This window comes from Streptomyces sp. NPDC090022 (genome assembly GCF_044748145.1).
In the GTDB taxonomy this organism is placed as follows: domain Bacteria; phylum Actinomycetota; class Actinomycetes; order Streptomycetales; family Streptomycetaceae; genus Streptomyces.
Genome location: NZ_JBIVFN010000028.1, coordinates 1 through 11,973, shown reverse-complemented (window position 1 = coordinate 11,973; position 11,973 = coordinate 1). Strand labels below are relative to the sequence as shown.

Genomic DNA, 11,973 nt, shown 5'->3' with positions numbered 1-11,973 from the left:
CTGGTCGGCGCAACCGCGTTCGACGAGGATGAGGCCCATGACGTCATCCGAGACCACGGTCACGACCGTACGCACCGAGCCCTCCACCACCGCCGCCGAGCGGGAGATGCTGGAGGGCTGGCTCGACTACCACCGGGCCACGCTCGCCCTGAAGTGCGAGGGCCTGACCGAGGAACAGCTGCGGCAGGCCTCGCTGCCGCCGTCGGAGCTGACCCTGCTGGGGCTCGTACGGCATCTCGCGGAGGTCGAGCGGTGGTGGTTCCGCGAGATCACCCACGGCGCCGAACTGCCCGATCTGTACTGCACCGAGGCCGACCGGGACGGCGACTTCCACTTCGGGGAGGCGGACACGTTCGCCGAGGCGCGCGAGACGTGGGAGCGGGAGATCGAACTGGCCCGGCAGGCCGCGGCCGGCCGCTCGCTGGACGAGGTCTCGGTACGCAGCAGCCGCACCGGCGAGCACTTCAGCCTCCGCTGGGTGTACACCCACATGATCGAGGAGTACGCGCGCCACAACGGGCACGCGGACCTGCTGCGCGAGCAGCTCGACGGGGCAACCGGCGAGTAGCCGTCACTCATGCGGGGTCAATATGGCCTCCGGGTTTTCGCAACCGGGTCCTGGCACAGCAGAGTTGCGCGAGTGCATCCATCCCGAACCACGACAACCCTGCTGCTCGGAGTCGCCGCGGCCGTCTCGGCCGTCTCCGGTTGTGTGAACGTGACCCCGGCCCCGCTCCAGCCGGCGGCAGCCCCGTCGGCGCAGCCGCCGCAGCACGCCCCGCGGGGCGGCGGGGCCGCGCCGGTGGTCGTCCAGGCGCCCGCCCTGGAGGCCCTGGAGGCCGTCCCGGAGCGCGCCCCGGCCGCCGTTCCGGGCGCGCCGGCCCGCACCGCGCGCGAGGCGGCCCGGCCGCAGGAGCGCGCCGCCGTGCCCGAGGAGGTCCCGCCGCCGGTGCCGGACGTCGTCGCGGCGCCCGGGGCGAGCGCCGCTCCCCCGGGCGAGCGGCGCCGGCGCGGCGGCCGGCACGACCGGCAGGACCGGCAGGACGGCGAGGTGCCGCGCCGGCTGGTCCAGAAACTGCCGGTGCGCCCGGCCGACGTGTGCGCGCTGGGCCGCAAGCACGGCTCGTGGAGCCCGGACAGCCCCGAGGCCCGCATCTGCGCGCACGTACGGGAGGACTGAGCCCGGGGCCCCGGCCGGCCGCTCCGGCCCAGGGCCCGCTCCGCCCCGGCCCGCCCCGGTCACCGCCGGGACGTCCGGCCCTCCCCCGGACGCCCGCTACGGGTGCTGACCGGGGAAGGGGCCCGGGCGCGGGTCCTCGCCCGGCCCGGCGGCCAGCTGCCGCTCCAGCCGGGCGAGGGCCGCCCGTACGCCGTCGCCGTAGCCGTCGTCGGACAGGGCCGCGGTGGCGGCGCGGGCGCGGGCCAGGTGGATCCGGGCCGCCTCCGGCCGCTGGAGCTTGAGGTAGTCGGCGGCCAGGTTCAGGTGCAGGGACGGGTAGAAGGCGCGTACGGCCACGGGAGGCTCGTACGGCTCGGGGCGCGCCCCCGGAAACGCCCCCCGCGCCTCCCCGGCGCCCGCGGCCGCGTCGCCAGCCGCCGCGTCGCCGCCCGCCGCCCCGTCGCCCGCCGCCCCGTCGTCCAGTTCCCCGGCGAGCCCCTCGGCGGCGGTCAGCGCGCGCAGGTCCCAGGCCAGTTCGTCGACGGGGTCGTCCTGGGCGTCGGCCATGTAGTGGGCCAGGGTGCAGCGGTGCAGCGCGGCTCCGTCCTCGCCGATCTCGGCCCAGATCGCGCCGAGCCGGTTGCGGGCCTCCTCACGGTCGCCGGCGTGCAGCAGGATGACCGCCTGGCCGATCCTGGTCATGACGGCGTCCTCCGACGCCTCCCGCTGCTGCTCCCTCAATGCGGCCTCCGGCTGCGTCCGCCGGACCCCGTCCGGTCCGGTCCGATCATCAAGACGCTAGCCGGAGGCACCGGCATTGCCGCGCAAGGCGCGGTGCGGCGTCAGCCCAGGTCCGGGATCGTCCAGTCGATCGGCTCATGCCCCTGGGCGGCCACGGCCTCGTTGATCTGCGTGAAGGGCCGGGAGCCGAAGAACTTCTTCGCCGACAGCGGGGAGGGGTGGGCGCCCTTGACGACGACGTGGCGGCTCTCGTCGATCAGGGGCAGCTTCTTCTGCGCGTACGCGCCCCACAGCACGAAGACGGCCGGGTCCGGGCGCCCCGCCACGGCACGGATCACCGCGTCGGTGAACTTCTCCCAGCCCTTGCCCTTGTGCGAGTTGGGCTCGGCCTCGCGCACCGTGAGCACCGCGTTGAGCAGCAGGACGCCCTGCTCGGCCCACGGCATCAGGTACCCGTTGTCGGGGATGGGCGTGCCGAGCTCGGCGTGCATCTCCTTGTAGATGTTGCGCAGGGACGGCGGGGTCTTGACCCCGGGCCGCACCGAGAAGCACAGGCCGTGCCCCTGGCCCGCGCCGTGGTACGGGTCCTGGCCGAGCACCAGGACCTTCACCTTGTCGAAGGGGGTCGCCTCCAGGGCCGCGAAGACCTGCTCGCGGGGCGGGTAGACCGGCCCGTTCGCCCGTTCCTTCTCGACGAACTCGGTGAGCTCCTTGAAGTAGGGCTGCTCCAGCTCCCCACCGAGGACGGGGAGCCAGGACTCGGGCAGCATCTGGGTCACGTCGACAACCTCCGGTACGTGTTCGTGCAACTGCTCCGAACCTACCGGGGACCACTGACAACGGCACCGTCCGGCCCCGCGGGGCCGGACGGTGCCGGACCCGGGGCCGGACGAGGGGGCCGGACGAGAGGGCCGCTACCAGCTGGTCTTGCGGTACAGCTCCCACATCTGCATGGCCGTCTGCGGGTCCAGGGCCCGCTCCGCGCCGGCGATGTCGTCGCGCGCGCCGACGTAGAGCTTGCCCTGCCACAGCGGGAGCAGCCGGACGTCCTCGGCGAAGATCGCCTGCGCCCGCTCGAACTCGCGGGCGACGACCGAGCGGTCGCCCTCGCGGCGGGACTTGGGCAGCAGGTCGGTGAGGATCTCGGCGTTCTCGTACGGGGTACCGACCGCGTTCTCCTTGCCGACGAACGGCGCGATGAAGTTGTCGGGGTCCGGGAAGTCGGGGAACCAGCCACGGCCGAAGACCGGGTACTCGCCGTTCTTGTAGCCCTCCTGGTAGGTCTTCCAGGGCTGGTTGCGCAGGGTGATCCGGAACAGGCCGCTCTCGTCGAGCTGGCGCTTGAGCTCGGCGAACTCGGCCGCCGTGGAGGCGCCGTACCGGTCGGTGGTGTACCAGAAGGTCAGGTCCACCGGCTGGGTGATCCCGGCGTCCTTGAGGATCTTCCGGGCCTTGGTGACGTCGGGGGTGCCGAAGCGGTCGTAGAACGGCGTCTTGTGGCCGGCGACGCCCTTGGGGACCATCGAGTACAGCGGCTCGGCGGTGCCCTGGTAGACCTTCGAGACGATCGCGCCGCGGTCGACGATCTGGGCGATCGCCTGGCGGACCGCCGGCTTGTTTGCGGCCGGGTCCTTGGGGTTGAAGACGAGGTAGCGGATCTCGGCGCCGACGTTCTCGACGACCTGGACGCCCTGGCCGTTCGAGGCGGGGCTCTGGAGGTCCTTGATCTCCGCGGCCGACAGGCCGCGGTAGGTGGCGTCGATCTCCTTGCCCTTGAGCGCGCCGACCATCTTCGCGGAGTCCGTGAAGTAGCGGATGGTGACGGCGTCGTTACGGCGCTGCGCGAAGCCCTGGTAGTCGTTGTAGCCGCCGAGGACGGCCTCGTCGCCCTCCTTGTAGGAGTTCAGGACGTACGGGCCGGAGCCGGTCACCTTGCTGCCCTCGCGGACCCGGTCGGCCGGGTACTCCTTGGGCGCGACGAGCGAGGCGGCGGGCGAGCCGAGGACGAAGGGGAAGGTCGCGTCGGGCGTCTTCAGGTGGAAGACGACGACCAGCGGCTCGGGGGTCTCGATCTTCTCCAGGCTGCCGAAGAGGTCCTTGGGGCCGACCTTGGAGCCGATGGTGCGGATCCGGTCGATGGAGTGCTTGACGGCCTTGGCGTCGAGGGGCTCGCCGTTGGAGAACTTCAGGCCCTTCTTCAGCGTGCACCGGTAGGACTCGTTCGCGGCGTCGGTGAACTCGCAGCTCTGGGCCGCGTCGGGCTGCGGCTTGGTGCTTCCGGTCGGAAAGGCGAGAAGGGTTTGGTAAACGTTCCGGTACAGCTCCCAGGAACCGTCCCAGGCCGCCGCGGGATCAAGGGTGCTCGGCGCGCTGGTGGTGCCCACGACTATGGGCTTCGCGTCCTTTCCGGCATCGTCCGAAAGCAGCCCGCAGCCGGCGAGCAGGGATATGGACGCAAGGGCCGCAAGTGTCTGCAGGCATCTGGTCCGGTTGAACACGTGCACGCTCCTCGATCAGCCAGGGGTGCGGCAGACCCTACCGCAGTGCCCCACGAATCCAATGGGGTGGTTCCGTGAGGCACTTGACCGGTTCCGTGCATATTAGGGATGCATTTGGCACCTCAATACACCCCGTTGCGTCCGATTATCGGTCACCCGACTCCGGCATTGAGAAAGATTCCGCCATCGACCACCAGAGTTTGCCCGGTGATCCATTCCGCTTGCGCCGAAGTGAGAAATGCCGCAGCCCCTCCGATGTCCGCCGGAACGCCGAGCCGGCCCAGCGGGTAGGCCGCGGCCGCCTCCGCCTCGCGGCCCTCGTAGAGCGACTGCGCGAACCTGGTCTTGACCACGGCGGGGGCGATCGCGTTGACCCGCACCCCGGGCGCCATCTCGTGGGCGAGCTGGAGGGTCAGGTTGATCATGGCGGCCTTGCTCATCCCGTACGCCCCGATGAAGGGCGAGGCGGAGAGGCCGGCGATGGACGCGATGTTCACGATCGCGCCGCCGTTGTCCTTCTGCCAGGCGTGCCAGGTGCGCTGGGCGAAGCCGAGCGCGGAGATCACGTTGGTCTCGAAGACCTTGCGGGCCACGCCGAGGTCCAGGTCCGCCAGGGGGCCGAAGACCGGGTTGGTGCCCGCGTTGTTGATCAGGAAGTCCACCCGGCCGAAGGCCTCCATCGTGCCCGCGACGGCGGCCTCCTGGTGGACCTCGTCGTGCGCCTTCCCGGCGATGCCGATGACCCGGTCGGCGCCGAGCTGCTCGACGGCCTCCTTGAGCGTGTCCTCGTTGCGCCCGGTGATGCAGACCCGGTCGCCGCGCGCGACCAGGGCCTCGGCCACGCCGTAGCCGATGCCCCGGCTGCCGCCGGTGATCAGCGCGACCTTGCCGCTGTCGGTGCCTTCGTACGCCATGACGTACGCCCTCCCCTTCGTCAGTTGAGCGGGCCGCCGGCCACGTACAGGACCTGGCCGGAGACGAAGCCGGTGTCGTCGCCGGTGAAGAAGGCGATGGCGCCGGCGACGTCCTCGGGGCGGCCGACCCGCTGGACCGGGATCTGGGTGGCGGCCGCGGCCTGGAAGTCCTCGAAGTCCATGCCGACGCGGGCGGCGGTGGCGGCCGTCATCTCCGTGGCGATGAAGCCGGGCGCGACGGCGTTGGCGGTGACGCCGAACTTGCCGAGCTCGATGGCCAGGGTCTTGGTGAAGCCCTGCAGGCCCGCCTTGGCGGCGGAGTAGTTGAGCTGCCCGCGGTTGCCGAGCGCGGAACTGCTGGAGAGGTTGACGATCCGGCCGAACTTGGCGTCCACCATGTACTTCTGACAGGCCCGCGCCATCAGGAACGCACCGCGCAGGTGCACGTTCATGACGGTGTCCCAGTCGGTGTCGCTCATCTTGAACAGCAGGTTGTCGCGCAGCACACCGGCGTTGTTGACCAGGATCGTCGGAGCACCGAGGGCAGCCGCGACCCGCTCGACGGCGGCCTCGACCTGCGCGCTGTCCGAGACGTCGCAGCCGATGGCGACGGCCTTGCCGCCGGCCGCCGTGATCGCCTCCACGGTGTCCTTGCAGGCGGCCTCGTCGAGGTCGAGTACGGCGACGGCGCGGCCCTCGGCGGCCAGCCGGACGGCGGTGGCGGCGCCGATGCCCCGGGCCGCCCCGGTCACGATGGCGACGCGCTGCTCGGTGGTGGACATGCTGGTTCTCCTCGCCCTTGGACACGGCCGCCCTGAGGTGAGCAACCGCTTAGTAGCTTCAGCTGAGGAGACGCTAGGAGCCCTGGCACCCGGTGTCAACGGCGCCGGGCGGCAGGGCTCCTGAGTCGGCCGGTCAGCGGACCAGCAGGTCGAGCAGCCGTTCCACCTCGGCCTCGGGATCGACCGTCAGACCGGTGTGCACCGGGCCGGGCTGCACGACCGTGCTGCGCGGCGCGATCAGCCAGCGGAAGCGCCGCCCGGCGTCGTCCCCGGCCGCCTGGCCGGCCCGCTCGCCCCCCGCGCACACGCCCTCGACCCCGCGCAGGGCCGCCCGTACACCGGCCACGTCGGCCTTCGGGTCCAGGGCCAGGAGCTTGGCCTCGTCGAGGTGGACACGGGCGGCGACGTACGAGCGCGCCCGGCAGTAGACGATCACCCCGGCGTTGAAGCACTCGCCGCGCTCCACGCGCGGCACCACGCGCACCAGCGCGTACTCGAACACGTCCCGCTTCGTCACCGGCTGTCGCTCTTCTTCTTGGTCGGGTGGGGCCATTCGGGCAGATGATCGGTGAGCCATCCCGGCGGTGCCTGCGGGGCCCTGGCCGGGGCCTCCAGCGAGATCCGCTCGTGGATCGTGGCGGCGCGCGGCAGCAGCGCCGCCACATACGCCCGGCGCAGCGCGTCGGTGGAGTCGAAACCGGGCTCGTCGACCAGCCACTCGTCGGGCACGTCGGCGGCGACCTCGGTCAGCAGTTCCTCCGTCACCAGCGGCGCCAGTTCGGCGGCGGCCTCGGCGATGCGCGGGCCCACGGGGGCCAGGACGTGGTCGGAGGCGTTGTACGGCTTGGCGGCGGCGGCCGTGGCGGTGGGCCAGTTGTGGTGCCAGATCATGGTGGCGCCGTGGTCGATGAGCCACAGCTCGCCGTGCCAGACCAGCATGTTGGGGTTGCGCCAGGACCGGTCGACGTTGTTGATCAGTGCGTCGAACCAGACCACCCGGCCGGCCTCGACGGGGTCCACCTGGTAGGCGAGCGGGTCGAAACCGATCGAGCCGGGCAGGTAGTCCATGCCGAGGTTGAGCCCGCCGCTCGCCTTGAGCAGCTCCTGGACCTCCTGATCGGGCTCGGCGAGCCCGATGACGGGGTCCAGCTGGATCTGCACCAGCTCGGGGACGCGCAGCCCCAGCCGCTGGGCCAGGCGCCCGCAGATGACTTCGGCGACCAGGGTCTTGCGGCCCTGACCGGCTCCCGTGAACTTCATGACGTACGTACCGAGATCGTCGGCCTCGACGATCCCGGGGAGCGAGCCGCCCTCACGCAGGGGCGTGACATAGCGGGTCGCTACGACCTCTTGCAACACTTTCCCAGGCCACCCATCTCTTCAGCCTTGCAATCCACGGACGACCTCTCCGGGGTGCAGAGGCACGAATCGGCGGTCAACGATGCTGGGGAGAATCTGGGGAGTTTCGGTCGGCGAGCCCGTCTCCCCGCTTTCCAAGCAGACCGTCGATGGTGCCACGCCCCTTGCTGCCCGCTTCCGGCATGAAGTGAGCATAGTAACCGAGGGTGATCGCCGGCGAGGAGTGTCCGAGCCACCGAGCCAGGGTCACAACGGACTCCCCGGCTTCCAACATGATCGAGGCGTACGTGTGGCGAAGCACGTGGAAACCGTCCTTCGGGGCCGCCGCCCACTGCCAGGATTTCGCCCCCTCGGCACGTGGGGGGATGACGCCGGCCTTCGCCAAGGCTGGCTTCCAGGTGTAGGTGTTCCATGTGTTCACCGCGACGGCGTTGCCGAAGCGCGTGGTGAGGAGCAGGGAGAACTCCCCCTCTCCCCCTCCGGCTTCCCCCACGGCAGCTCCACCTCCACCGGCGGGAACGCTGCGATGTGACGCTTCAGTTCGTCGGCCACCGAGGGGGGCAGATCCACCGCGCGGATCTTCTTCCCCTTCGGAAGGGCGAAGTACAGCCTTCCGAGGATGGCCTGCACTTGGCGCCGAACGTGAAGCAGGCCGCGTTCATAGTCGATGCCCTCCGGGCTCAGCCCGAACACCTCGCCCTGACGGAGGCCGCAGCCCAGGCCGACTACGACGGCGATCCTGTTGCGCTCGCTGATGGCATCACGTACTCGCAGTGCAGCACCCATCGGCCACGCGTGGCGCTGCTCCCGCGGCGACTTGGGCCACCTCACAGATTTCGTTACGCCACTCCGCGGGACGCCATCCGGGGACGGAGCCCGGGAGGTCCAGGAAATGGTTTGCCGGCCCGGTGGCTGTGTGTCACCGTTCGGCCTGGACCGGCAGTTGATCACCGGCGGTCGGTCTACGTCGGCATGCCGGCAGCCTCTTCGGGCTCCACCGAAGAGGTGGCGAAACGATGGGAAACGGTGCCGTGGGGAACAGTTACGAGGACAAGTGCCGCCGGTCGTTGGCCGAGGAGCAGGCGAAGAGCCTGGCCGAAACCAACGACTGGGAGCACGTGGACAGGGAGCAGGTCCACCAGGACTGGGACGTCCTGTACCGGGAGATCACGGCTTCCCTGAACGCCGGCTCCCTGCCCGGGGACCAGCAGATCCAGGAGCTCGTCCGCAGGCACTTCGACATCGCCTGCCGGTTCTACACCCCCTCCAGGGAGGCTTACGTCGGCATGTCGCTCTTCTACGCCGAGGACGAGGCCATGAGGGCGTTTCACGATTCCTACCACCCCGGGCTGGTGGAGTTTCTGGGCGCCGCGATCAAGGTATACGCCGAGCAGGGGAGCGGGTTCGCCCCCAGCGCAGGGGTCGAGGCTTCGGCGTAGTCGGGCGACACGGGCCAGTGTCCACGGCGGCGTTCGCTTGTGGCCACGGCACGGTGCCTTTTGAGGCGATTGATGCCGAAGTCGACCGCGTGGCGGGCCTTGTAGAGGATGTCTCACGTGGTGTGATGTCTGTGCGGCATGATGCTGGTCGTGGGTGCTGATCTGTCGCAGCGGCTGGTTCCTGATGGTCTGTGGGAACTGGTCGCCCCGTTGCTGCCGTCGTTCACGTCCCGTCCGCAGGGCGGCGGGACTGCTCCGCGTGACGAGCGGGCTGTGTTCACGGCGGTGGTGTACGTGCTGACCAGCGGGTGTGCCTGGCGGCATCTTCCGGAGACGTTCGGTGTCTCGCCCGCCACCGCGCACCGCCGGTTCACCGTGTGAACGAGAACGGGGCTGTGGCGTCATCTGCACCAGGCGGTCCTGGACGAGCTCGGCGCCCGGGGCGCTGGACTGGACCTCCGCGATCGTCGACGCGGCGTCGGTGCGGGCGAAAAGGGGGGTTCGCCGACCGGGCCGAACCCGGTCGATCGCGGCAAGAAGGGCAGCAAGCTGCACGTACTGTCCGAGGCCCGGGGTATCCCGCTGGCCGTCGCCGTGTCCGCGGCGAACACCCACGACAGCCTCGCCCTCAAGCCGCTGATCCGCGGGATACCCGCCATCCGCTCCCGCCGCGGACCACGCCGACGCCGCCCCGGCAAGCTCCGCGCCGACAAGGCGTACTTCTCCGCCGACCACCTCGCCTGGCTACGCGGACGTGGCCTCATTCCGCGTATCGCCCGCCCGGGCATCGAGTCGAGCGAACGGCTCGGCCGGCACCGCTGGAAGATCGAAAGGTCGATCGCCTGACTGTTCGGCTACCGCCGCCTCACCGTCCGATACGAGCGGAAGGCCTCACACTTCCTCGCCTTCCTCGGCCTCGCAGCCGCTCTCACCTGCTACAAGAAGCTGGCAAAACTCACCACGTAAGACATCCTCTCAATGTGGACCTGGCCGTTCGCGCAGGACGGCGGGCCATGAGACCTGGCCCACGGACGATCGGCCTGCGTCTCGCCGTCAGCCAAGGACGGCCGGTGGACGCCCAGTGGAGGGCCTCGCGAAGCAACCGGCGGCATTGGAAATCCATCGAGCGTAACGGAACGTCACTGACGAGAGATGCGCGGGCGGGCACCGGTCACCGACTCGGTACTCGATAGCCCGCCCCTCCGAAGGTGACCGCGCCACCTGGCCGACGCCCGCCCAGTGGCCACAGAATCACACATGATGACCCATCAGAAACCGTGCCATTCGTGCGTCAAACGAGCGTCACGAGCGTCGACCTGCGTCACGGGGCATCTTGCCGTTCCGGTGAGCCACCGTCCGGCAGCAGCTCATCCAGGCTGACGGAAACAAGCACGGCGCCGCTGGCCACAGCCCAGAGAGAGTGTGGCCAGCGAGCCGAGAAACGTGGTGTACGAGGTGGACGGGCATCCTGCCGCCACCAGCTGAGAGCTCCGGTCGCTGGACTCGACGTGGACGTGGCCCCACTCGAACGATCAGCTCGGGCTCACGTCCCATCCGCCACCCGGACCTCGGAGCCTCGACGCCCGCACACACTGGCACTGCCCCGACCCGGCCCGACTGACCGACTGGCGGCCCGGGATCGGCGTACTGGCGTCACACACCCTCACCAGCCTTCCTGGTCCCCTGCTGGCCGAACTACCGCTCATCTAGCAGCAGATGAAGTCCGCGATCGCCGCGCAACGCCTCCCCCAGGCCGAGGGCTACCGGCTCAACCTGCTCCGCCTTCCCTGACAGCCGGCGTGACGCTCCCGGGGGGAGTTGTCGGCCGTGACCCCACCGAGTCACGGCCGGCAGCGCCGCCCGTCATGCGAGCGGCACGGCTACCAGGACGACTTGGTCACGCCGGGAAGGAAGCCGGCGTGGGCCTGCTCACGCACACGCACCCGGGACAGGCCGAACTTCCGCAGGTGGCCTCGCGGCCGCCCGTCCACGCTGTCCCGGTTCCGCACCCGGGTCGCGCTCGCGTTACGGGGCTGATGGCGCAACTCCGCGGCCGCAGCCTGGCGTTCGGCGTCGGTGGAGGACGGCCGGCGGATGATCTCCTTCAGCTCCGCACGGCGGGCCGCGTACCGCTCGACGGTCGCCTTGCGCTTCTCGTTCTGCGCGATCTTGCTCTTCTTGGCCATCAGATCTTCCCCCCTCGGGCGCGGATACGGGCCACGGCGGCCTCGATGCCGATGCTGTCGACGGTCTTGATCGCCTTCGCGCTCAGCGCCAGCCGGACATACCGCCCCTCGCTGGGCGGCCAGTAGCGCTTGCGCTGGATGTTGGGATCGAAACGGCGCGAAGTGCGCCGGTGCGAGTGGGAGATGGTGTTGCCGAATCCCGGCTGGGCACCGGTCAGTTGGCAGTGGGCGGACAAGGTCTACCTACCTCTCGGCTCGCAACGAGGTACGCCCGATCATCAAGCTCCGCTCCACCGCGGGAACCGGCTACACGTACGTCACCCGCAAGAACCGCCGCAACGACCCCGACCGCATGGTCCTGCGCAAGTACGACCCGATCGCCCGGCGCCACGTCGACTTCCGCGAGGAACGCTGACCCACTGCCGCTCCACCCCCGTCGCCTCGACCTCAAGGACACGCCGTCAGCCACCCCTTCTACACAGGAACCGCCCGCGTCCTGGACACCGCCGGACGCGTCGAGCGCTTCGAGCGCCGATACGGCCGGCGCGGGGCGAACTGATGCAGGCCGAGGCCCGAATGCCCGTCGTCACCGTCCCGTAACCCTGCGCCACCCCCACTCACCGCAGAAGGAACAGCACCATGGGCACGCGCCGCAACGGCCCCCGCAAGCCGCTGAAGTCCCGCCCCAACCCACTCGACGCGGCCGGCATCACCTACATCGACTACAAGGACACCGACCTGCTGCGGAAGTTCATCTCCGACCGCGGCAAGATCCGCAGCCGCCGCGTCACCCGTGTCACCAGGGGCATTGCATGTTCGAGATCGGTCCGGTTCGCCGGTCTTGTGATGTGATGTCATGTCTCGTTCTGGGGATGGTTGTTCCCCGGAACGCAGT

General features: G+C 70.3%; 15 protein-coding genes and 3 pseudogenes. 7 read left to right on the top strand and 11 right to left on the bottom strand.

The annotated features are described in order from the left end of the window. The first annotated feature begins 28 nt into the window (after positions 1 to 28). A complete protein-coding gene (locus ACIPXB_RS31685; RefSeq protein ID WP_401455464.1) occupies positions 29 to 568 on the top strand; it encodes a DinB family protein in 540 nt (179 codons plus the stop codon). Between the two features lie 72 nt (positions 569 to 640). Then, complete coding sequence (locus ACIPXB_RS31680) at positions 641 to 1,180, top strand: hypothetical protein (RefSeq protein WP_401455463.1); 540 nt, start codon at positions 641 to 643, stop codon at positions 1,178 to 1,180. Positions 1,181 to 1,276: 96 nt separating this feature from the next. On the opposite strand, the gene ACIPXB_RS31675 is transcribed toward ACIPXB_RS31680, so the two are convergent. The 9 genes from ACIPXB_RS31675 to ACIPXB_RS31635 all read right to left on the bottom strand — a co-directional run bounded on the left by ACIPXB_RS31675 (position 1,277) and on the right by ACIPXB_RS31635 (position 8,239). Next, positions 1,277 to 1,861 carry a hypothetical protein gene (locus ACIPXB_RS31675; RefSeq protein ID WP_401455461.1) on the bottom strand — a complete coding sequence of 195 codons (585 nt, stop codon included), beginning with the start codon at positions 1,859 to 1,861 and terminating at the stop codon, positions 1,277 to 1,279. A gap of 140 nt (positions 1,862 to 2,001) precedes the next feature. Next, a complete protein-coding gene (locus tag ACIPXB_RS31670) occupies positions 2,002 to 2,670 on the bottom strand; it encodes a uracil-DNA glycosylase (protein ID WP_401455608.1) in 669 nt (222 codons plus the stop codon). 144 nt (positions 2,671 to 2,814) lie between these two features. Next, entirely contained in the window at positions 2,815 to 4,398 is a 1,584-nt protein-coding gene (locus ACIPXB_RS31665) for an ABC transporter substrate-binding protein (RefSeq protein ID WP_401455458.1), read from the bottom strand. Between the two features lie 152 nt (positions 4,399 to 4,550). Then, on the bottom strand, positions 4,551 to 5,312 hold the full coding sequence (locus ACIPXB_RS31660) for an SDR family oxidoreductase (RefSeq protein WP_401455457.1): 762 nt from the start codon (positions 5,310 to 5,312) through the stop codon (positions 4,551 to 4,553). Positions 5,313 to 5,332: 20 nt separating this feature from the next. Beyond that, entirely contained in the window at positions 5,333 to 6,094 is a 762-nt protein-coding gene (fabG, locus tag ACIPXB_RS31655) for a 3-oxoacyl-ACP reductase FabG (RefSeq protein ID WP_401455456.1), read from the bottom strand. A 133-nt stretch (positions 6,095 to 6,227) separates the two neighbouring features. Then, positions 6,228 to 6,611: a DUF3037 domain-containing protein gene (locus ACIPXB_RS31650; protein ID WP_401455454.1), complete on the bottom strand. Its 384-nt coding sequence runs from the start codon at positions 6,609 to 6,611 to the stop codon at positions 6,228 to 6,230. Beyond that, on the bottom strand, positions 6,608 to 7,453 hold the full coding sequence (locus tag ACIPXB_RS31645) for a HipA family kinase (protein WP_401455452.1): 846 nt from the start codon (positions 7,451 to 7,453) through the stop codon (positions 6,608 to 6,610). Before ACIPXB_RS31645 ends, ACIPXB_RS31650 begins: the two co-directional genes overlap by 4 nt. Before the next feature lie 76 nt (positions 7,454 to 7,529). Continuing rightward, complete coding sequence (locus ACIPXB_RS31640; RefSeq protein WP_401455449.1) at positions 7,530 to 7,874, bottom strand: tyrosine-type recombinase/integrase; 345 nt, start codon at positions 7,872 to 7,874, stop codon at positions 7,530 to 7,532. Next, a complete protein-coding gene (locus ACIPXB_RS31635; RefSeq protein WP_401455447.1) occupies positions 7,871 to 8,239 on the bottom strand; it encodes a hypothetical protein in 369 nt (122 codons plus the stop codon). Before ACIPXB_RS31635 ends, ACIPXB_RS31640 begins: the two co-directional genes overlap by 4 nt. A 230-nt stretch (positions 8,240 to 8,469) precedes the next feature. On the opposite strand from ACIPXB_RS31635, the gene ACIPXB_RS31630 reads away from it, so the two are divergent. Then, positions 8,470 to 8,892, top strand: a complete 423-nt coding sequence (locus ACIPXB_RS31630; protein WP_401455445.1) for a TipAS antibiotic-recognition domain-containing protein — start codon at positions 8,470 to 8,472, stop codon at positions 8,890 to 8,892. Positions 8,893 to 9,054: 162 nt separating this feature from the next. Next, positions 9,055 to 9,858: pseudogene (locus tag ACIPXB_RS31625) on the top strand (IS5 family transposase). 914 nt (positions 9,859 to 10,772) lie between these two features. Here the strand turns inward: ACIPXB_RS31625 and rpsN are convergent. Both rpsN and rpmB read right to left on the bottom strand, forming a co-directional pair. Further along, complete coding sequence (gene rpsN, locus ACIPXB_RS31620; RefSeq protein WP_401455444.1) at positions 10,773 to 11,078, bottom strand: 30S ribosomal protein S14; 306 nt, start codon at positions 11,076 to 11,078, stop codon at positions 10,773 to 10,775. Next, positions 11,078 to 11,314 (bottom strand): 50S ribosomal protein L28, encoded by a 237-nt coding sequence (gene rpmB / locus ACIPXB_RS31615; protein ID WP_401455442.1) that lies wholly within the window; start codon positions 11,312 to 11,314, stop codon positions 11,078 to 11,080. The genes rpsN and rpmB overlap by 1 nt, the downstream gene beginning before the upstream one ends. 17 nt (positions 11,315 to 11,331) lie before the next feature. Here rpmB and rpmG point away from each other — a divergent pair. From rpmG to rpsR, 3 genes and pseudogenes are all read left to right on the top strand, one after another. Further along, a pseudogene (gene rpmG / locus ACIPXB_RS31610) lies at positions 11,332 to 11,493 on the top strand (50S ribosomal protein L33); the annotation flags it as partial. Between the two features lie 45 nt (positions 11,494 to 11,538). Further along, positions 11,539 to 11,637, top strand: a pseudogene (rpmE, locus tag ACIPXB_RS31605) (50S ribosomal protein L31); the annotation flags it as partial. A gap of 80 nt (positions 11,638 to 11,717) precedes the next feature. Then, positions 11,718 to 11,930 (top strand): 30S ribosomal protein S18, encoded by a 213-nt coding sequence (gene rpsR, locus ACIPXB_RS31600; RefSeq protein ID WP_401455441.1) that lies wholly within the window; start codon positions 11,718 to 11,720, stop codon positions 11,928 to 11,930. The last annotated feature ends 43 nt before the right edge of the window (positions 11,931 to 11,973 follow it).

Coding starts and splice junctions, on each gene's coding strand:
- ACIPXB_RS31635 (WP_401455447.1), bottom strand. CDS start 8,239: ATGGGTGCTGCACTGCGAGTACGTGATGCCATCAGCGAGCGCAACAGG.
- ACIPXB_RS31685 (WP_401455464.1), top strand. CDS start 29: ATGAGGCCCATGACGTCATCCGAGACCACGGTCACGACCGTACGCACC.
- ACIPXB_RS31670 (WP_401455608.1), bottom strand. CDS start 2,670: ATGCTGCCCGAGTCCTGGCTCCCCGTCCTCGGTGGGGAGCTGGAGCAG.
- ACIPXB_RS31630 (WP_401455445.1), top strand. CDS start 8,470: ATGGGAAACGGTGCCGTGGGGAACAGTTACGAGGACAAGTGCCGCCGG.
- ACIPXB_RS31660 (WP_401455457.1), bottom strand. CDS start 5,312: ATGGCGTACGAAGGCACCGACAGCGGCAAGGTCGCGCTGATCACCGGC.
- fabG (WP_401455456.1), bottom strand. CDS start 6,094: ATGTCCACCACCGAGCAGCGCGTCGCCATCGTGACCGGGGCGGCCCGG.
- rpsN (WP_401455444.1), bottom strand. CDS start 11,078: ATGGCCAAGAAGAGCAAGATCGCGCAGAACGAGAAGCGCAAGGCGACC.
- rpsR (WP_401455441.1), top strand. CDS start 11,718: ATGGGCACGCGCCGCAACGGCCCCCGCAAGCCGCTGAAGTCCCGCCCC.
- ACIPXB_RS31675 (WP_401455461.1), bottom strand. CDS start 1,861: ATGACCAGGATCGGCCAGGCGGTCATCCTGCTGCACGCCGGCGACCGT.